Annotated in this window: 14 protein-coding genes; 2 read left to right on the forward strand and 12 right to left on the reverse strand. The window is 58.0% G+C overall.

Annotated elements, in window-relative coordinates:
* Nucleotides 1–2: 2 nt before the first annotated feature.
* Nucleotides 3–1070: an AbrB family transcriptional regulator gene (locus tag V6582_RS09335; RefSeq protein WP_156631030.1), complete on the reverse strand. Its 1068-nt coding sequence runs from the start codon at nucleotides 1068–1070 to the stop codon at nucleotides 3–5.
* Between the two features lie 152 nt (nucleotides 1071–1222).
* Between V6582_RS09335 and V6582_RS09340 the strand changes: the two genes are divergently transcribed.
* Both V6582_RS09340 and V6582_RS09345 read left to right on the forward strand, forming a co-directional pair.
* A complete protein-coding gene (locus V6582_RS09340; protein WP_197434323.1) occupies nucleotides 1223–1825 on the forward strand; it encodes a glutathione S-transferase family protein in 603 nt (200 codons plus the stop codon).
* 96 nt (nucleotides 1826–1921) lie between these two features.
* Nucleotides 1922–2608, forward strand: coding sequence for a GntR family transcriptional regulator (locus tag V6582_RS09345; RefSeq protein ID WP_156631032.1), 687 nt, complete (start codon nucleotides 1922–1924; stop codon nucleotides 2606–2608).
* Here the strand turns inward: V6582_RS09345 and V6582_RS09350 are convergent.
* The 11 genes from V6582_RS09350 to V6582_RS09400 form a co-directional block, all read right to left on the reverse strand.
* Nucleotides 2605–3957, reverse strand: coding sequence for an MmgE/PrpD family protein (locus tag V6582_RS09350; RefSeq protein WP_156631033.1), 1353 nt, complete (start codon nucleotides 3955–3957; stop codon nucleotides 2605–2607). The two genes, V6582_RS09345 and V6582_RS09350, sit on opposite strands and share 4 nt — an antisense overlap.
* Nucleotides 3958–3980: 23 nt before the next feature.
* Nucleotides 3981–5675, reverse strand: a complete 1695-nt coding sequence (locus V6582_RS09355; RefSeq protein ID WP_156631034.1) for a hydantoinase B/oxoprolinase family protein — start codon at nucleotides 5673–5675, stop codon at nucleotides 3981–3983.
* Complete coding sequence (locus tag V6582_RS09360; protein WP_156631035.1) at nucleotides 5672–7774, reverse strand: hydantoinase/oxoprolinase family protein; 2103 nt, start codon at nucleotides 7772–7774, stop codon at nucleotides 5672–5674. Before V6582_RS09360 ends, V6582_RS09355 begins: the two co-directional genes overlap by 4 nt.
* Before the next feature lie 318 nt (nucleotides 7775–8092).
* A complete protein-coding gene (gene metC, locus V6582_RS09365; protein ID WP_156631036.1) occupies nucleotides 8093–9319 on the reverse strand; it encodes a cystathionine beta-lyase in 1227 nt (408 codons plus the stop codon).
* Between the two features lie 111 nt (nucleotides 9320–9430).
* On the reverse strand, nucleotides 9431–11740 hold the full coding sequence (locus V6582_RS09370; protein ID WP_156631037.1) for a molybdopterin guanine dinucleotide-containing S/N-oxide reductase: 2310 nt from the start codon (nucleotides 11738–11740) through the stop codon (nucleotides 9431–9433).
* Nucleotides 11737–13617 carry an ABC transporter ATP-binding protein gene (locus tag V6582_RS09375; protein ID WP_156631038.1) on the reverse strand — a complete coding sequence of 627 codons (1881 nt, stop codon included), beginning with the start codon at nucleotides 13615–13617 and terminating at the stop codon, nucleotides 11737–11739. The genes V6582_RS09370 and V6582_RS09375 overlap by 4 nt, the downstream gene beginning before the upstream one ends.
* A gap of 54 nt (nucleotides 13618–13671) precedes the next feature.
* Nucleotides 13672–14598 (reverse strand): ABC transporter permease, encoded by a 927-nt coding sequence (locus tag V6582_RS09380; protein WP_156631039.1) that lies wholly within the window; start codon nucleotides 14596–14598, stop codon nucleotides 13672–13674.
* 1 nt (nucleotide 14599) lies between these two features.
* Entirely contained in the window at nucleotides 14600–15580 is a 981-nt protein-coding gene (locus tag V6582_RS09385) for an ABC transporter permease (RefSeq protein WP_156631040.1), read from the reverse strand.
* Between the two features lie 105 nt (nucleotides 15581–15685).
* Nucleotides 15686–17254, reverse strand: a complete 1569-nt coding sequence (locus V6582_RS09390; protein WP_197434324.1) for an ABC transporter substrate-binding protein — start codon at nucleotides 17252–17254, stop codon at nucleotides 15686–15688.
* A 940-nt stretch (nucleotides 17255–18194) separates the two neighbouring features.
* The gene (locus V6582_RS09395; RefSeq protein WP_349508948.1) at nucleotides 18195–18914 is read right to left on the reverse strand and encodes a type 1 glutamine amidotransferase; all 720 of its coding nucleotides are present in this window, start codon (nucleotides 18912–18914) and stop codon (nucleotides 18195–18197) included.
* Nucleotides 18915–18981: 67 nt separating this feature from the next.
* Nucleotides 18982–20088: a M24 family metallopeptidase gene (locus tag V6582_RS09400; RefSeq protein WP_349508949.1), complete on the reverse strand. Its 1107-nt coding sequence runs from the start codon at nucleotides 20086–20088 to the stop codon at nucleotides 18982–18984.
* Nucleotides 20089–20097: the final 9 nt, after the last annotated feature.

A 20097-nucleotide genomic window follows, 5' to 3' on the forward strand; every position in this document is an offset into this window, starting at 1 on the left:
AGCTAGAGCTTTCCGGTTTCGCTATCCGGTTTCGCAATGTCGCGTCCTGCCATTCCAGCCATTTCCGCAATATGCCAGATTGGCCCGATGAGCAAATTACTGATCAGCATCCGCACGAGATGAAAACCGAGAACCAGCGGCACCGCGACGTTGAGAGCGGCTGCCGTCACGACCATTTCAGGCGTTCCTCCCGGGGCCATACCGAGAATGACGGCCTCCTTGGGCAAACCGGAAAGATATGCGACACCAAGGGCCAGAGCGGCAAGCAGCGCCGCAAGCGCGAACGAGGATATCACAGAGGCAAAAGCAAGACGCTTGCTGCCTAGAAGAAATTTGCCCGTCAACTTGACGCCCAGCGACGCACCCATGCCGATCTGCGCCGCGTTGATCAGCCAGTGCGGAAAACCGGAAGGCGCATGCCACAGTGCGGTGATTGCCATCGAGAAAAACAGGGGTCCCAGCATCCACGGATTGGCAATCCTGAATACCTGCAACACCAGCGCCGATACAAGTCCGCAAATCAGAATGAGCACCAGTCCCGGCAGATACACAGGCAGGCTCTCAGCGTGGAATATGCTCCGGGAGGAAGGATCGTTTATAAGCAGCATAAGCGGCGGGAAAGTCAGGACGACAACCACCATGCGGATCGTTTGCGCCAGGGTCACTGCGGGAACATAGGCCCCGGCTTTTTCTGCCAGAACGGGCATTACAGTGACCCCGCCCGGTACTGCGCAGAAATAACCGGTTTTCATATCCACCCTCGCCACCATCGAGAACATCCGGGCGATTGCCAGGCCCGCTAGAATGGTGAGCAGGCCGGCGAGGGCAATGGCCGGCAGTGCGCTGACCACAGCCAGAAAGACGGGTTTGGTAAAACCTAACCCGAAGCTAGCCCCAAGGATCATCAGCGCCACCGGCCTCGTCCGCTTCGGGAGCGCCGCCGGGCGAAACCAGGCAAGTATCGAGCTTGCTATCATCGCACCGATCATCCATGCCAGGGGTACGTGGAAAAGCGATAGAAGATAGCCTCCAAGCGATGCCACGACCGCCGTCGATATGAACGTAACCATGCTGGACCTTGTCTCATCGCTTGACTGTCCGAAACTTATTGCATCATTGCACTCTCATGTAAACATTAGTATACATAGGCATCCGCAATTTGGCGGAGTACTTGTTTGTGATCGTTCGAGGCCTTGTGCCGGTAGCTGCGATGGGGAAATTCATGCTCAAAGTCTATGGCCGTTCAAATTCCTCCAATTCCGCCAAAGTGTTCTGGCTGCTGGCGGAAATGGGGATCGAATACGACAGGATCGATTGCGGCGGAAGCTTTGGTGGCAACGACACGCCGGAATATCTGGCCATGAACCCCAACGGAAAGGTTCCGACCATTGAAGATGACGGTACGATCGTGTGGGAATCCAACGCCGTTCTGCGTTATCTCGCATCCCGCCACGATGCTTTCTCCTTCTGGCCTGCTGCACCCGCAGTCCGTGCAGGCATCGACCAATGGATGGACTGGAGCGCAACCACGCTTACTCCACCGATCGGGCGCGTTCGAAAAGCGCTCAAGAATGATCGCCCGGAAGCCGAGAAGCAGATGAAATCCACCGTCGACGCCTTTACCCTGCTGGATCACAGGCTCGGCAGGACTACCTTCATCAGCGGCGACACATTCTCTCTTGCAGACATTGCGTCTGCTCCTGCCGTCCATCGCTGGTTCCTGCTGGACCTTCCAAAGCCTCACCTGTCCTCTCTCGCGGCGTATCGCGACCGCCTGGCCGAGCGTCCCCATTATCAGACATTCATTGCCGGGCCGCTGTCATGATGGCGGATCGGGATTGTAGGTTAAGGTTGAACCAGATCATCAAAGTAGATTAGGAGTATACCCATCAATTTTCGAACGGATGGCCCGAGACTGGTAATGATCAAAAAAGACAGGAAACCGGAGACTGCCGGTACGCGCGATCTTGGCCGAGAGGCATATGAGCGGGTACGCCTTGCCATTCAGAACGGCCAGCTTGCCATCGGCGAACGTGTGACCGAAGTACTTCTCGCGGAGAAATTCGGCGTTTCGCGTACGCCCATTCGAGAAGCCATCTCCAAGCTGGAGGCCGATGGCCTGCTGACCAACGAGCCGCGCCGCGGACTGACGGTGACGAATCTTAATCATCAGCAGATCGTTGAACTCTACACCATGCGTGAAGTTCTCGAAGGCGCGGCCGCAAGGCTGACGGCACAGAGCGCCAGCGATACAGAACTTGCGACCCTGATCCAGCTCATAGAGACGGAAGAAAATCAGCTCGACAACCCTAGAAAACTTGCCGAGATCAATCGCAATTTCCATCGTCTCCTGGCGCTTGCCGCACACAACCGCTACCTGTTACGCAGCCTGAACCAATTGTCGGTGACCATGTCCCTGCTACCAAGTCTGCTGCAGGAGGGCGGCCGCTCCAAAAATGCACATACGGAGCATATGGCCATCGTGAGGGCGCTGGAAAAGCGTGATGGAGACGCCGCCGAAACGGCTGTCCGCCTTCATGTACGGTCTTCACAGCGCCATCGCATGATCACGACACTGGGCAACGACCAAGAGGCGGATAATTTCTAGCTGCCAGCCAAACCGAGAAGCACTGAGGCGGAAAGAGACGCAGGCACGGCTGCCTGGGAATCCAGGGTGAGAACGGCATTTGTAATGACCTCGATCTCTGTTTCCCGGCCAGCAATACGGAGACAGTCCGTGAACTTTTCACGGACATCCGAAGCGGTCACAGGATTATCGGCATGGCCTCTTGGCCGCCGCACCGGATCGCCTGCCACGCGGCGACCATCCTGATAGACAAGTGTGACCTGATCGGCAGCGGCCCATCCGTCGATCGCCGGGTCCAGTTCAAGAGCGTCTTTCCGGATGACAATGCCCATAGTCCGGGAAATTTCCGGGTCGGCAAGAAGCCCGGGTGTCAGTTCGCCCAGGCCGACCCATCCTCGGACGGCGGCGGCCGCCATGAAGAATTCGAGACTGAACCGCGCTTCGTTGACAGAGACAGGCGCGGTGTATCGCAGCGTTTTCGAATGACGCGAGCTAAGACTGACCTCGATTGCCTTCAACCGTTCAAGCTCGCCCGCGGTTGGGCGAAGCGCCAGCATCGCGTCTATCGCCCGATGGCCAGCGTAGCAGACCGGAAAACGCTTCACACTCGGTGCGATTTTCCCCAGCATCCAATCGCCGTCAGCATGGTTGAGGGCGCGGTCAATGTTTACATCTCCCGCTGGCGAAAAACTGGACAGGAAACCGGTTGCTCCCTCAAGGGCGTCGCCAGCACCGGTATAGCCCCCTTGGGCCAGGTAGGCTGCCAGCACGCCCGACTGGGCGGCTCTTCCCGCATGAAAAGGTTTGGTCATGCTGCCGAAATTGGCCAGCAGCCCTGCACCCTGCGACGCGGCATTTGCAAGGGCATGAGCCGTTATCTTCGCATCGAGCCTCAGCAACACGCTAGCCGCCGCCGCCGCCGCGATCGGCCCAAGCAGCCCGGTCGGATGGAGGCCACGCGCGTGATACATCGTTGTTTCGCGAGAAGCGAGTTCGGTCCACGTTTCGTATGCTGCCACATAGGCGAGTAACATATCGCGTCCGGAAACCGGCTGCGTCTGGGCAACGGCAAGAATAGCCGGCACCACCACCGCGCTGACATGCCCTCCGAACGCGACGTCATCGAAATCCAGCGCATGGGCTGCCGTCCCGCCAATCAGGGCGAGATCGAGGATATCGGGCGGACCAGATCCTATCGATGCCAGAGTCGATAGGATCTGGCGGACGGCGGGCTCGCCGCAACCGGCGATCATGACACCGATCGTGTCCATGAACGCCGCCGTCGCACGGCCCATAACCGCCTGCGGTACGCTCTGCGCAACGATGCCCGACACGACGCCAGCCAGTTCACGGGTAAGAGGAAATGGCATGGCGACGGGGTCCTTCTCCGGCTTCAGGCCGCACGCAGCGCCGCAGTGGCATCGTGATCGATCATACCTGTCTCATCCACGACGACCCTGTAGAGATCGAGTGCTGCGGAAACGCTGACGTAACCGAGCATGACATCCTTGGCCACGACAGCAGGATCGCGGGCCCGCGGGTTGCCATATCCGCCGCCGCCCGGCATCTCGATTATCACCGTATCGCCACTCGGGATTGTCTGGACACCCTTGGCCTTCACCGCCCCTCCCGAACCGAGACTCAACCGTCCGGTCGCTCCCGGACCACCGCTCTGCCGGCCCATGGGTGGATTTTCGACGCGTTCATAACGTGCGTAAAGCGTCAGTGGCACGTCGGCGCGGTTGCCGATTTCCATGATTTGGCCGAGACCACCCCGACGTTCTCCGGCGCCACCGGAATCCTCCCGGAATTCCTTTCTCCATATCACCAGTGAGGTGATCGCTTCTGTAACCTCAACCGGCACATTGCGTATCCCGGATGGGAACGGCGTAGCCGAAAGCCCGTCGATCTTCGGTCTCGCCCCGGCACCCCCGCTGTGAAAAGTTGTTACCATGAAGCCGGGCTCGGCACCGCTGGGCGGCGCACCCAGGCGAATATTCCACAAAGTTCCCGTGCTTTCCGCCGGTACAACATGCTGCATCGCCTGTTCGAAGCAGCCGAAAATGAGATCTGGCAGAAACATGCCGATAGTCGAACGCGCGATGACCGGACGTGGAAACAGGGCATTGGCAATGCAGTCTTCCGGCGCGGTCACGGTAATGCATCCAAGCGTCGCGGCATTGTTCGGTAGTCCGGGCGCCACAATGCATTTCACGCCGAAAGCCGCATAGGCCTCGGTATAGCACATCGGGCAGTTGATGCCGTAGCGCGATACAGCCGACGTACCATCCATATCGATATGGACGCCGGTTTCATCGACCGTGACAGAGGCATGAAGATCGATTGGAGCTTCGTAGCCGTCGAGGCGCATCTGGTTGCGCCACTTACCTTTCGGAAGCTTTGCGATCGCGTCCATCATCGCCTGCTTGCTGCGTTGCAGGATTTGCGTTCCAACCTCTTCAAGGTCGTCGAGACGATATTCGTCCATGATCTTCTGCAGACGGCGCCCGCCGATATCATTGCAAGACACCAGGGCGAAGATATCGCCCTCCACCTGTACCGGCTCCTTGACGTTGGCACGCACGATCTTCAGAAGGTGCTCGTTCATCTGGCCCTGGTCGACGATCTTCATGATCGGGATGAACAGGCCTTCGCCATAGACATCGCGGGATTCGGGCGAAGGTCCGTTGCCGCCGATATCGACCACATGTGTGGTGCAGGCAAACAGAGCCACCGCGCGGCCATCGCGAAAAATCGGCGTGACTACTGACAGATCACTCAGGTGCCCGGTCGCCTTCCAGGGATCGTTGGTGATGTAGGTATCACCCTCCTGCATGACCTCGATTGGATACTCAGCAAGAAAATGCTTGACCGAACGGGCCATGGAATTGATGTGGCCCGGCGTTCCGGTCACGGCCTGCGCGAGCATTTCGCCGCCCACGTTGAACACGCCGGCAGAAACGTCGCCGGCTTCGCGCGTCGATGTGCTGAACCCGGCGCGGATGAGACTGCGCGCCTGTTCTTCCACTGCGGAAATAAGGCGGCTCCAGATGACCTGAAGCTGGATGTTCTTGGTTGCGTCAATCATTCCGTTGCACTCCCAGTCTTCATGACGATATTTCCGTAAGCGTCGATGGATGCGACGAAACCGTGCGGAACCATTGTATTGGTTTCAGCTTCGGCGATGATGACCGGTCCCGAAACGGACACTCCGATCGGCAGGTCGCCGCGTAGATAGATGCCTGCTTCCAGATCCTGCATAGATGCCAGATCCACCAACGTTTGCTGCCGTTTGGGGCAAGGTGCCCTGCTGGCAATTTCCGAGATGGGTGGCACCTCAATCGACGGGGCGGATTCGACGGCAAGCGTCAGCGTCCACGTCAGGCACTCGATTTCCATCTTTGGGATTACCCTCCCGAAATGCTTGCGATACTCGGCTTCGAAAAGCTCCCGGACAATCGCCACCGTTTCGCTTTCGAACACATCGCCCGGCAGGTAGACCTGCACTTCATGGCCTTGACCGCGATACCGCATATAGACCGAAAGGCGCTCGTCCAGCTTCTCGCCGGCATCCGTGCCGAGACGGACGAAGCCTGCTGCTTCCCTGCGCATTTCATCAAGCAAACCGCCGACCAGCACCGCATCGAAGTTCTTCAGCGGCACCAGACGGGTCCGGACTGCCTCGTAGGATACAGGTGCCAGAAGGAAGCCGTGCGCTGATCCCACACCTGCACCGGTCGGCACGATGACAGTCGTTATGCCAAGCTTCTGGGCGATGCGCGCCGCATGCATGGGAGCGGCCCCGCCAAAAGCGATCATGGTTCGGCCTTCCAGCTCAGCACCGTTGTCCGTGGCGTGCACGCGGGCCGCATTGGCCATGTTTTCGTCGACAACCTCAGCCATCGCGATCGCCGAAGTGCGCGGGTCCATGCCGGCCTTGTCGCCGATATGGTCCATCATTGCCTTCCGGGCTGCCTCTATATCGAGTGCAATCATGCCGCCGGCGAAGGTCTCGGGATCGATCTTACCCATGATGAGGTCGGCATCGGTGACCGCCGGTCGCGTTCCGCCTCGTCCGTAAGAAGCAGGTCCGGGCTCCGATCCCGCACTATGAGGACCGACCTCGACCCTTCCAAGTGCATCGACGTAGCCGAGCGAACCGCCGCCGGCACCTATTTCGACGAGATCGATAACCGGCACGCGAAGCGGCATGCCACTACCACGCAGGAAGCGGTACGCGCGCGCCACTTCCAGATGGCGACTTTGTTGCGGCATGCCGTTGTCGATCAGCACGAGCTTGGCGGTTGTCCCGCCCATATCGAAGGCGATCGCTTCGGGGATATCGAGCTTGCGGGCAATATGCGCCGCCAGGACTGCACCGCCCGCCGGGCCAGACTCGACAAGCTTGATCGGCTGCTGGCAGGCGACATCGAGGCTGGTCAAGCCACCGCTCGACATCATCAGCATGAGCTGACCGGGAATCCCGATTTCCTTGAGACCAATCGCAAGCCGTCGCAGATAGCTTTCCATGATGGGCTGCACATAAGCGTTGGCGCAGGCCGTGGAGCCGCGCTCGAATTCGCGGATCTCGGGGCAGATCTCATGCGAGAGCGTGATGCGCATATCAGGCAGCGCCGCCTTCAGCAAAGCTCCGACCCGCGCCTCATGAGCACCATCGACATAGCTGTGAAGCAGGCAGATGGCGACTGCCTCAATGCTCTCCTCCCGTAAGAATGGAACCAGATCCAGGACCGACTTTTCATCGAGGGATCTCAGCACGGAACCATCGGCTGCGAGACGCTCGTCCACCTCCAGCCGCAGATGACGTGGAACGAGTGGCTCAGGGCGTACCATGTAGAGATCGGACACCTCGAATCTGTGCTCGTAGGCCATTTCAAGCGAGTCGCGAAAACCCTTTGTAGAAATGAGCGCGATCTTTGCACCTTTGCGCTCGATCAGCGCGTTTGTGGCCAGCGTCGTTCCATGCACGACGGTACGTATGCGCTTCGCCTCTATCCCGCTTTTTGCGACAAGATCGCGCGTGCCTTCGATCACAGCGATTTCCGGAGCCGCATGCGTGGTCAGGTACTTGCCGGAAATATGGACTCCCGGCGCGGTTTCCAGAACGATATCAGTAAACGTCCCACCGATATCAACCGCTAGCCGTGCTTGGCTGGTGCTTGTCATTTCGTTCCCCGTTATCATTCGACGTTTTGGTTTCACGGCGCGCCGCTGCAAGCGTTCCAATCGACATGCCGACTAATGTATTCATTTGCATACCAAACTACGCAACAGACTTTTGGTCAAGGCATGCTAATGAAATTCTTTGACGAATTTCGACATGGCATGCCACGAGGCCTTCACCCATTCAGGTCTGGATATGTGGATGCAGTTGGTCGCGAAGCCCCGACGGTTGGTGCGACACCCCCCATTTCAGGCGCACATTTCCGCCGGGAGCGATCAAGCCGGTGCGCTTCCAATCTGGTGAGCTTCATCATGGCAGCGTCATCCGTTCAGGGCCATCCTGGCAAATCCTGCATCGAGATCCGCAATGAGGTCGTCCACGCATTCCAGCCCGACATGGATGCGCATGGTTTGCCCCTGGGGCTCCCATGAGGTTGCCGTTCGCAGAGAAGCGGGGTTGGTCGGGATGAGCAGGCTTTCATAGCCGCCCCAACTTGCACCCATGCCGAAAAGTCGCAAACCATCCATCATTCGCGCCAGACGCGGACGCTCGACTGGCTTGATAATGAAGCCAAAAAGACCGGAGGCCCCGCTAAAATAACGGCTCCAGACTTCGTATCCATCGGAGCCCGGCAGTCCTGGATGCATAACCTTGATGACTTCCGGCCTTGACTGCAACCATTCGGCCAACTTCAGAGACGATGCGTGATGCTGGCGCATCCGCACGGACAGTGTCCGCATGCCTCTGAGCACCAGATAGGCATCGTCCGGACCGACACACATTCCAAGCCTGGCAGAAAATTCCTTCATTCGCGCATAGACGGAAGGCGCACAGGAAATCGTTCCGAGCATCACATCAGAATGTCCGGAGAGATATTTGGTCCCCGCCTGAAGCGAGATGTCGATCCCGAGCGACAGCGGCTTGAAGAAATATCCACCGGCCCATGTGTTGTCGAGAACCGTTACAAGTCCTCTGGCCTTGGCAACCGCCGCAAGCGCACCGATATCGCTCATCTCAAAGGTTTGCGAGCCTGGCGCCTCGATCCAGATCAACGTCGTTTCAGTGGTGATCAACTCGGCAATGCCAGCACCGATCAGCGGATCGTAATAGGTGACAGCAACGCCCAGTTTCTTCACGATTGCCTCGCAGCAATTCCGGCAGGGGCCATAGACATTGTCAGGAATAAGATAATGCGCACCCGGCGTCGCAAATGCGAGCAGCGTCGTTGAAATCGCCATGGCCCCGGATGGCGCGAGAATTGTGCCCTCGGCAACCTCGAGGGCACTGACTGCCTCCTCCAAAGAAAAACTGGTGGGCGTGCCACGGCGACCATAACGAACTGCGGCTGTTCCCTTGGCGTCCAGCGAAGCCAGCGTCGGAAAGAGGATGGTGGAGGCATGATACACCGGCGTATTCACTGTGCCGTGATGGCTGTCGGAATGACGGCCCGCATGGCACAGCAACGTGTCATCGGCAAAGTCAGCGATCGTCTCGTGCGCGAGATCGCCCGTTATGCTGACAATTGGATCCGATTGTTCGAGCTTCATGGTATTTGCTTCCGATTTATGCTCCCGGGTCAGTCGGGAATGCGCATTCTTGTTGAACTCAAGTGTATACTAATGTTTTTATAACGCAAGGCGCTTCGTAGCGCCAATTCGTCAGGCGCGAGCAAAGGCAGGCGGCCCATCCAGAACTGTCACCGGAGGAACATCCGGCGGCGCTTTTTCGATATCGACGCAACTCAACTGGCCGGTACAGGCCTGCGAAAGACGTGAAGTGCCCACATCGCGCGTGAGGAGGTTCGGATTGCCGTGCAGGCAGCCTGTGATCCGCGCTTCCGGATCCACGGGGTCGAACCAGGCTCCCGTGGAGAGCTGAACGACGCCCGGCATCACATCCGGGCTGACGATCACTCCGGCCATGCAGAAGCCTCGGTCATTGAATATCCTGATGACGTCGCCATCTCGGATGCCTTTCAGGGCCGCCGTATCCGGATGGAGCCGGGCTGGCTCTCGCCCGTCAATCTTCGACGCTCTGCTGAAAGCACCGTAATCGAGTTGGCTATGCAGGCGCGTCGCTGGCTGGTTTGCAACGAGATGAACCGGAAAACGCTTCATGGCATCGGATCCGTGCCCTTCCACGGGCGGATACCACTTGGGATGTCCTATGCAATCGTCGTAACCGAAGGCGTCAATCGTCTGTGAGAATATCTCTATCTTGCCGCTGGGTGTACCCAGCCGACTGCCGGCCGGGTCTCTCCGATAGGCGTGCGCCGGCCCGCCGGTGTCCGGCAGCACAGGAATATGCAACTGCCCTTCCGCCCAGAACTGTTCAAAGTCAGGCGCCTCATGACCCTGGGTTTCCAGTGCTTCGCGGGTAAGCTCATACAGAACGGCCAGCCACTGCCGCACGCTACGCCCTTCGGTGAACTCGGCCGCAACGCCCAGTCTTTCAGCGAGCAATGAGAAGATTTCGTAGTCATCCTTGGCCTCGCCCCGCGGTTCTGCAATCCTGTGCATGGCAAACATGATCGGATCGAAACCGGACGCACCGATATCCTCTCGTTCCATCGTCGTCGTCGCAGGCAAAACGATATCGGCATGGCGCGCCGACGCCGTCCAGGCGGTCTCATGGACGATGATGGTTTCGGGTCGGTAAAATGCCCGGCGCAGGCGATTGATGTCCTGATGGTGATGAAACGGGTTTCCGCCTGCCCAGTATATCATCCGGATATGGGGGTATGCCTGATCGCGTCCGTTGAAGGAAAACGTCTCGCCGGGATGTAGCAGCATGTCCGAAATACGCGCAACGGGAATGAATTCCTTGCAAGGATTTGTCCCTTGCGAAAGTGTCGGCAACGGTGCCGAAAGGGCATCCTTGCCGACATTGCCAAGCGCCCCGAGCGAATAGGAAAAACCACCGCCCGGCAACCCGATCTGGCCGAGCATGCAGGCAAGCGTAATGGCCATCCATACGGGTTGTTCGCCATGCTCCGCCCTTTGCATGGAATGGCTGACGGTAATCAACGTTCGCCGCTTCGCCATGTCTTTCGCGAGCTGACATATGGCATCCGCTTCTATTCCACAGATTGCGGCAGCCCACTCGGCCGTCTTGGCGATGCCGTCGTTGCTCCCCAGCAGATAAACCTCGAAACGTTCGTATCCTTCGGTATATCTGGCCAGAAACTCGCGGTCGCAGAGCCCTTCCCGCACCAGCGTATGGGCAAGGCCAAGCATCAGCGCGACGTCCGTCCCAGGGATCACCGCAACCCACTCCGAACGCGCTTCGACCGGCATGTCGTCGCGCAAAGGACTGACGTTGACGAAGCGTGTCCCTGCCTCGGCGGCTCTGTGCATTGTCGGGCGAACGATGTGCTGGCTGTTGCCTCCACCGTTCACCATGGCATTTTTTACCGCCATGCCGCCAAACGAAACCACCAGTTCGCTATGCTCGGCGATGGCCTTCCAACTGACACTGCGGCGTTCGAAATGATCGTAATTGCCGAACACATGGGGTATGATCACCATGGCGGCGCCGGCGCTGTAGTTGTTCAGGTGCCGGACGTAGCCGCCCATGACATTGAGAAAGCGGTGAATCTGGCTTTGTGCGTGGTGGAAGCGCCCGGCGCTGGACCAGCCGTAGGAGCCGCCGAATACGCTCGACGGGCCATGCGCACCATAGACCCGCCGCAACTCGCCAGACACCAGATCGATCGCCTTTTCCCAGCTCACCTCGACGAATTCGTCTTGTCCCCGGCGCTCGTCCGGTCCCGGGCCATGATTGAGAAATCCGCGCCTTACCGCCGGCTTCAGGATCCTGCACGGATCGCTCAATGATGCGGGAAGGTTTCCGAGAAGCGGGGATGGATCGGGATCGCCGGGAAACGGCAGAATGTCGGTCCGGCCATCGAAATGCCGAGCGGAAAAAGCACCCCAATGGGAGCTGTGCTGACGGAAAGAGGAACTCATGATGTGACCACCTCCGATAAAGGCCGGCTGGCAGACAGTCCCGGCAAGTTTGTTCCCTCCTCGATCCAATCGCCATCCAGCGCCTGAACGAGATGACCGGGGCCGACTTCAATCATCTTGCGGGCAGGCGGTATGAAGTTCGCCGGCCGTATCGGGCTTTTTAGCTCCGCATTTGAAAGACCTCGAACGACGGCACGGCGTGACGGATCTGGAATAGGTACGGCCGCCATCAATTGCCGCGTGTAGGGATGCTGGGGGTTTTCGAAAACTGCCTGACGCGGCCCGATCTCCACAATCTCTCCAAGATACATGACAGCGACACGGTGGCTGATTCTCTCCACCACGGCCATGTCATGCGAAATGAACAGATAGGAAAGTCCGAGCCGGTCCTGCAACTCCAGCAAAAGGTTCACCACCTGGGCCTTCACCGATACATCCAGCGCAGAGACCGCTTCGTCTGCAACGATAAGCTGCGGCTCAAGAGCCAGTGCCCTTGCGATACAGATCCGTTGCCGTTGTCCGCCGGAAAACTGATGCGGAAAGCGGTCCGCCATTTCCGCACTCAGCCCGACCAGTGACAGCAACTCACGCACCCGCGCGGCAATTGCCTGCGGATCCAGTCCCGTATGAACGGCCAGCGGCTCCGCGAGAGCCTTGCCGATCGTCATGCGTGGATTGAGGCTGGCAAAAGGATCCTGAAAGACCATCTGCACCCTGTTGCGGATCCTGGTTTTTTCCTTCGAACCGAGCGTCAGCAACTCGCGGGAATCGAGACGGATCGATCCGCTTTTGGGATGAACAAGTCCCATGATCGCACGCGCTGTGGTCGACTTTCCGCAACCGCTTTCGCCGACGATCGATAATGTTTCCCCGGGGCGGATATCGAAGGACACGTTCTCGACTGCATGGACGCGCCCGGTCACGCGCCCGAACAATCCACCGTGCAGGTCGAAGCGGACTTTCAGGTCTGCGACCTCGAGCAGTGGATTGCGGTCCTCCGCAAGCGACGCCTTGGATTCGGCCGGCTGCGTAACCGCACCGGTCTTGTGGTCAACCAGCGGAAACTGCAGTGGCTGCGCTCTACCGTTCATCGAACCCAGATGCGGTATCGAGGCTAGAAGCGCCCTCGTATAGGGATGAGCAGCCCTGCTGAACAAGGCTTCGGTGGTGTCCGCCTCGACCATCTCGCCCTTGTACATCACAACGGTACGGTCCGAGACCTCGGCAACCACTCCCATATCATGCGTGATGAAGAGAACCGACATGTCCTCCTCTTCCTGCAGGAGCTTGATAAGCTCTATGATCTGCGCCTGGATGGTGACGTCGAGCGCGGTCGTGGGCTCGTCGGCAATCAAGAGCTTAGGCTGGCACGCCAGTGCCAGGGCAATAGCGACGCGCTGGCACATGCCCCCGGAAAGCTTATGGGGATATTCGTCGATACGCGATCGCGCCGCAGGGATGCGGACCTTCTCAAGCAACAGGATGCTTTCCGCTCGCGCCGCCGTCTTGGTCATGCGCCGATGGCGGATCAACGCCTCGGAAAGCTGGAAGCCGACCGTATAAACCGGATTGAGGCTGGCCTCCTGAAAGATCATGGCGATCTCGTTGCCACGGATCGCCCGGATCTGGTCGTCCGTCGCCTGCGTAAGCGAGCGGCCGTCGAACAGGATCTCTCCTTCCACGCGGCTGGTTGCAGACGGCAGCAAGCGCATGATCGACATCGCCGTCACGCTTTTGCCGGAGCCAGACTCGCCGACCACCGCCACCGTTTCCTTGCGGCTGATGTCGAAGGAGACGTTGCGCACCACCTTCTGCCAGACGCCGTCGCGGCTGAAGGATGTCGTTAGATTCTGGACGGAAAGGACAGGAGCATTCATAAGCATACCTTGAAGATCGACCGACAAAACGTCGCTATGCTGCCGCACCGGACATCACATGCGGTTTCTCGGATTGAGGATGTCGCGAAGCTGATCGCCGACGAGATTGATGGCAACGATGGTGATGAGAAGCGCGATGCCGGGAAAGACGCTCATCCAGTAGCGACCTGCAAACATATATTGATACCCGTTGGAGATCAGCAGGCCAAGACTGGGCTCGGTGATCGGAACGCCGACGCCAAGGAACGAGAGCGTGGCCTCCAGCGAGATCGCGCGGGCTATCTGAATGGTTACGATGACGATCAGGGGCGGTATGCAGTTCGGCAGCAGATGCTTCAGGAGAATGCGCCGCAGCGACAATCCCATGCACTCCGCAGCTTCGATATATTCGCGTCTCGTCTCGACCAGGGCCGTGCCGCGTGCAGCCCGCGCAAAGGTCGCCCATTCCACGATGACGAGTGCGAGAACGACATTGGTCACGCCCTTTCCGAGAAAGGCGAGGATCATCAGCGCCACCAGGATGGTCGGAAACGAGAGCTGCAGGTCGACAAGCCGCATGATCGAGGCTTCCACCCGCCCGCCGACATAGGCGGCAGTCATGCCGAGCGTCGCACCGATCAAGGCGGCTGCAACCGCAGAGATGATGCCGACGAAAAGCGAAATCCGCAATCCATAGAGGATAGCCGACAGCATATCACGGCCCTGGTCGTCGCTTCCGAGCAGGAAGGTGAAACCGCCTGACATGGATTCCGTACCCGGAGGCTGGGTTCCGTCCATGATATCCAGTTGCATCAGATCATATGGGTTCTGGGGCGTCAGCCATGGCGCAAACAAGGCGCCAAAACATACTATGCATAGGAGCACTAGCCCGAAGAGTGCCAGCCTGGACCGGGCGAAGTCCCTTAAAAGGCGTCGCGATGGTGAAATTGCCTCTGGCACGATTTCCTTGTCGTCAACCGGATCGGTGAGCGTATCGGACATTTCAGCCCCCTCGCTTGGCGTCGAGCCGCACGCGCGGGTCAAGGACGGTATAGAGTACATCGACCACGAGATTGATGACGACGAACAGCACCACGATGATCATCAGATAGGCGACGATGATCGGCCTATCGAGGACATTGATACTGTCGATGATCAGTTTGCCCATTCCCGGCCACGAAAAAATCGACTCGGTAACCACCGAAAAGGCGATTACCGAACCGAACTCCAGGCCAACCACCGTAACCACCGGAATCATGACATTCTTTAGGACATGCACGCCGACGATCCGCCTGTTGCTGAGACCCTTGGCACGGGCTAGACGGATATAATCCTGGGGCAGGACTTCCTGCACCCCTGCCTTCGTCAGCCGCAGGATCAGCGAGGTCTTGAAGAGAGCGAGATTAATGGCTGGCAGCAACAGGTGCTTCAGTCCATCGAGCGTCAGAAATGACCACTCGATTCCAAGCACGCTGACGGTTTCGCCCCTTCCCCCATTCGGCATCCACCCCAGTTGCACGGCAAACACCATAATGAGGAGCAGCCCTACCCAGAACGTCGGCAGCGAAAATCCGAGAATACTGACCGCCATGATGATCCGCGACAGCAGGGATTCGGGGCGGATGCCCGCATACAACCCGAGCGGAACACCGATCACAACGGACAGGATGGTGGCGCAGACCGCCAGTTCGAGCGTCGCGGGAAGCCGCTGGAAAATCACCTGCAGGGCAGGCTGGTTAAAAATATAACTGACGCCAAGATCGCCACGCAATGCTCCCTTGAAGAACTCAAGGTATTGGACCCAGAGCGGCTGGTCGAGGCCGAACTCCGCTATGAGCCTTGCACGCTCGATCTGGTCGGCTTGTGGCGAAATGAGGATGTCGATCGGATTACCGATAACATTCACACCGATGAAGACGATGATCGTCATGACCAAAAGAACGAGTAACGCCTGAAAAAGACGACGGGTAAGCGAGGTTAGCATGTCAGATCCCTACTCGGGAATGCGAGGCACAGCCCATCGACTTGATGAGACATGCCTGTCCTGGATACAGAAGACACCGGAACATAAGTCTCCGGTGTCGCCGGCTCAGTTGGCGATCGAAAAGTCCATTGCCAGAGTGCGCTCGTCGGAACGTCCCGGAAAGCGAAGATTGGCGGCGGTTCCCCAGACGCTGATCGGATAATAGAGCGGTACGATCGCAATACCGGCCATAGCTTTGGCGCAGGCATCTTGATAGATCGCAAGACGCTTGGCGTCGTCGATCGTCCGCATACCTTCCTGAATAAGGGCATCTATTTCAGGATTGCTGTACCGCGTCCGGTTGTTGGAGCCGAGACCGCTTTCCTTGTCAAAAGTATGAATGACATTGCGCAACGCGCCGGAGACCTCACCGGTGGCCGCACCGTAACCAACCAGGAAGAAGCTGAATTCCGAGCCGCCCTCGGGACCGCCCCCGGACGCCCGTTTGTAGAAGACATTGCCGGGCATCGTTTCCACTTCGACTTTGATGCCGATGCGGGTAAGCATTTGTGCCACCGCCTGCACAACTGCAGCATCGCGAATGAAGCGGTCATTGGGACCGTGAAGCGTCAGCTTGAAGCCATCGGGAAGACCCGCTTCAGCAAGCAGAGCCTTGGCCTTGGTCGTATCAGCCTTTGGTAGGGCAATCGCCGGATTGAAGCCGAATATTCCCTTGGGCACCAGTTGTTCGGCGGGTGCACCGTTGCCTTCCAGGATGCGGCTCGCAATCGCCGTCTTGTCGATGGCGATGTCGATGGCCTGCCTGACGCGATGGTCGAGGAAGACGTTGGGGATTTCGCTGCCGTCATTGCCACGCACGAAAGGAGAAGTCTTGCGACCCTGGTCCATGCTGAGGAATACCATGCGATTGGCGACGCTCTTGACCAGGGAGACGCCACTGGCACCTTCGAGATGGGCGATGTCGGCCGGTGGGATGTTATCGACAACGTCCGTATTGAGTGACTGGATTGCCGCGACACGGGCGCCCCCGACCGGGATCGGCTGGATAACGACCCTTTTCCAGTCCGGCTTTTCGCCCCAGTATTCCTCGTTACGCTCAAGCACGACGCGGGCACCGGGTACATATTCGACAAACCTGTAAGGGCCGGAGCCGATCGTCGCTTTGCCGTTGTTATAATCGTTCGTGATGGCGCCCTCGCCAACCTTCATCGAGATGATGGCAATGGTCGAGAGTTCGTTCGGGACAATAGGATTGGGCTTGGCGGTCTTTACCAGCACCGTCCTGTCATCGACTTTTTCGAACGTCTTGTCGGCGAGATAGGCACGCATGTTAAAGATGGCGCCCGGCACGTTCTGAGCGCGCTGATAGCTGAAGATGATGTCTTCTGGCGTTACCGGATCGCCATTGTGGAACTTGGCGCCCTCGCGAAGTTTGAACTCCCAGGTCAGATCGTCGATCGCCTTCCACTCGGTCGCGAGCGCCGGGACAGGATTTTGCGTTTCGTCGAGATGCACAAGCCGGTCGAATATGTGCTGGGCCACGGAGCTATTGGCCGTGACGATATGCCAGTGAGGATCCATCGAAGATGTCTCACTTGCGAAACCGAGAGTAAGCGTTCCGTCCTTTTCGGCGGCAAGTACCTTGCCGCTCGACAATAGGGATCCCGAAACCATGAGCGCGCCCATTCCACCGAGGAATGTCCGTCTGTGAACGTGCATAGTTGTTCCTTTCTCTGAAGATGAAGCCGGCTTCTTTTTTGTCCGGTCCCTGTCCTCAACGAAGCATAGTATGTAATAGTATGCAAGTGTTTTTATATCGCGCCGCAGCATTTGGAAAATACCTCGGTGGCGGGAATATCTTACCGATCAGGTACTTCTTTCAACGTCGAATCGACGGCACGCTATTCCGCGATCCATGATTCCAAGATCGAGGTGAGCGTATTGATTTTATTGGTTTTGACGGTACTTTATTGGAAGACGAGATTCGACCTTCGCCGTTCGAGACACCCGCGAAAATGGCCGATAGGTGTCGATAGTGCACAGAATTTTTTCTTTGGACGGCGCTAAGAAACCTAAATGAAATCAAAAGGCTACCTTTTTGACAGCCCCTTCGGCGGCCTCGAAGGCGGAAAATAAATTTTCTACATTAAATTCAATTACTTAGGCTGGAGAGAATAATAGAGTGGGAGGAGGGGAAAAGGAGGGATTCGGCGGCTTCTGCGTAGAATTTCGTCGTAAATACAGTAATTTGCGAGCAGTTGAGCGATTGCCTGCGGCCCATCATCAATCGGAGATGATCAGTTGCCAACCGAGGTAAAATTGCATGAAGTCGCTGGCACCCAGGCGCTCTCTGGCGCCCAGTCCGTGGTCGTCTGTTCCAATTTGCGTGTCGCGCTGAAGTCTATCCTATCATTATAGCGCCAGTTGCGGCCCGTAAGACCATCGACCTTCGTGGGCACAGGCGAGTAGAACTTATGCGACAATTCAGCCGGCATGAGTTTCCCGTACTGTCCGGACTCAACCACACTGCTTGGTACTATTGAGATGCGACCTTACGACCGCTCAGTTAAATGAGGGTCAACCCACGGTATTGGCAACTCCGCGTTTGCACTTCTTACGGATCAAGAGGCGATTTATTGGATGTAGATTTCTCATGAACCATCAATACCCCCCTTATCAATCCCGCCACATATTGTTGATTCACCGCTCCGTTGCCGTTGCCTGAGAGTATAGATTTTCGCACTTTTTCTGGCAGCACTGCGCCTCTTTCGGCAAAAAGACCTGCAAGATATTTTAGACTGAACTCGGGATGAGGCTGCAAGGTCAAGATATTGCTTCCATACTTAAGGCCTGCAATCGAGCACCCCTCCCCGCTGGCAAAGATTTCCGCTCCCGCGGGTGCCTCCACCACTTGGTCGCGATGCCAAGCATTGACGCAAAACTCGTCGCCGGACACATCGGTATATTTTTGCGGGCCGGCAATCCAGCCGTGGGATGCCCGTTCGACACGTCCACCGAGTGCCTGGGCGACAATCTGGTGACCGAAACAAATGCCGACCAGTGGACGCCTGCTTTGCTGAATATCACGGATGAACTGCTCCAGCGGAGCGATCCAGTCATGTTCCTCGTACACGCCGTGGCGAGATCCCGTGATGATCCAGCCGTCGGCTACCGTTGCGTCTTTGGGAAAAATCCCTTTCTCCACGCCATAGGTGACGTATTCGAACTCCTCTTCGCCCAAAAGCTCACGGAAGAGAGCGTCGTAATCGCCTTGCTCAGCCGCGAGCTTTTCCGGTGCTGCGCCTGGTTTCAGAATGCCAATCATCGTCTTCATCATCAAAATCCTGTCCGGGCGGTAGCTGCTCCAATGTCAGCCGCAGCATCCCGCGGCCGGTACCGGATTATGCTTCAAAGATCCGTCGTTCTGCCCGGGTCAGAATTTCAACGCCGGTCTCCGTCACAACGACGGTCTCGCTGAATGCGACGCCGGCTGCCGAGACATACATGTGAAATGCCATGCCCGGCTCAAGTGTCCATTCGGCATTGGGAAGGAAGACACGGGTGAAATCGCTGGTTCGCGGCGTGTGAATCGGAAAGGCCCCGATCGTATAGCCGGTGATGTTGAGATAGTCGGGGCGCAGGCCCGCGGAAAGCACGTCTTCACGCGCGATCCTGTCGATGTCCTTGGCGACCGCTCCGGGCTTCATTGCCGCGAACTGGCGGTCCTGGATGGCGATCAGTTTCTCTGCAATCGCCTTGCGTTCGCCGACCGGGCCGATGACTACAGGGCGCATGATGCGCGAGCTGTAGCCTTCCTTGAAGGGCAGGAGTTCGAGATGCAGGATATCGCCGGTCTTGAGCGGCGTGCCCGTCATATAGCCATGCAGGAAGTTGTTGCCGATCCCTGCCGTAATGATGCCGGCACGGGCGGTATCGGCGCCCTCGGCCATGAAGACGCGATGAACTTCGGCCGCAGCGTCACGCGCGGAGCGGCCCTCGCCGGCGCTCGCGACGGCGGCCTCGATGGCGAGGTCACCGATCCGCGAGGCTTCGCGGATAAACGCGATCTCCGCCAGCGACTTGCGCATGCGCAGGACTTCGAGTACGCCCGAAAAATCAGCGAATTGGGCTGCGGGCAGTGCTGCCTCCAACTGCTTGAAACGCTTGAGCGGCATGCAGTAGGAATCTTCGTCGACACCGATCGTCTTGTCGGCGAAACCGAGCTTGACCGCGGTCGATGCGACGGTTTCAATTGGATCCTCCCAATCGGCGAAAGACACCGACTGAGATACCCAGGAACTGTCGAGGAACGGCCCGAGATCGACGGCGCGCAGCACCATGACCGGCTCACCCTTGAGCGGCACTAGGCAGGCGCGATACATGTTTTCCGAGATCGAGAACCCCGTCAGATAGATAAGGAATTCGCTCTGATCAACGATCAGGAGGTCGATATCCCGGGCAGCCATTTCGGCGCGAACCTTCGTAAGGCGCGCCTGGTATTCTTTCAATTTAAAAAT

This window comes from Agrobacterium vitis, from assembly GCF_037039395.1.
Lineage (GTDB): Bacteria > Pseudomonadota > Alphaproteobacteria > Rhizobiales > Rhizobiaceae > Allorhizobium > Allorhizobium vitis_E.

Excerpts from the sequence above, each read along its gene's own strand:
- V6582_RS09335 (WP_156631030.1), bottom strand. The coding sequence starts at position 1,070 with ATGGTTACGTTCATATCGACGGCGGTCGTGGCATCGCTTGGAGGCTAT.
- V6582_RS09340 (WP_197434323.1), top strand. The coding sequence starts at position 1,223 with ATGCTCAAAGTCTATGGCCGTTCAAATTCCTCCAATTCCGCCAAAGTG.
- V6582_RS09345 (WP_156631032.1), top strand. The coding sequence starts at position 1,922 with ATGATCAAAAAAGACAGGAAACCGGAGACTGCCGGTACGCGCGATCTT.
- V6582_RS09350 (WP_156631033.1), bottom strand. The coding sequence starts at position 3,957 with ATGCCATTTCCTCTTACCCGTGAACTGGCTGGCGTCGTGTCGGGCATC.
- V6582_RS09355 (WP_156631034.1), bottom strand. The coding sequence starts at position 5,675 with ATGATTGACGCAACCAAGAACATCCAGCTTCAGGTCATCTGGAGCCGC.
- V6582_RS09360 (WP_156631035.1), bottom strand. The coding sequence starts at position 7,774 with ATGACAAGCACCAGCCAAGCACGGCTAGCGGTTGATATCGGTGGGACG.
- metC (WP_156631036.1), bottom strand. The coding sequence starts at position 9,319 with ATGAAGCTCGAACAATCGGATCCAATTGTCAGCATAACGGGCGATCTC.
- V6582_RS09370 (WP_156631037.1), bottom strand. The coding sequence starts at position 11,740 with ATGAGTTCCTCTTTCCGTCAGCACAGCTCCCATTGGGGTGCTTTTTCC.
- V6582_RS09375 (WP_156631038.1), bottom strand. The coding sequence starts at position 13,617 with ATGAATGCTCCTGTCCTTTCCGTCCAGAATCTAACGACATCCTTCAGC.
- V6582_RS09380 (WP_156631039.1), bottom strand. The coding sequence starts at position 14,598 with ATGTCCGATACGCTCACCGATCCGGTTGACGACAAGGAAATCGTGCCA.
- V6582_RS09385 (WP_156631040.1), bottom strand. The coding sequence starts at position 15,580 with ATGCTAACCTCGCTTACCCGTCGTCTTTTTCAGGCGTTACTCGTTCTT.
- V6582_RS09390 (WP_197434324.1), bottom strand. The coding sequence starts at position 17,254 with ATGGTTTCGGGATCCCTATTGTCGAGCGGCAAGGTACTTGCCGCCGAA.
- V6582_RS09395 (WP_349508948.1), bottom strand. The coding sequence starts at position 18,914 with ATGAAGACGATGATTGGCATTCTGAAACCAGGCGCAGCACCGGAAAAG.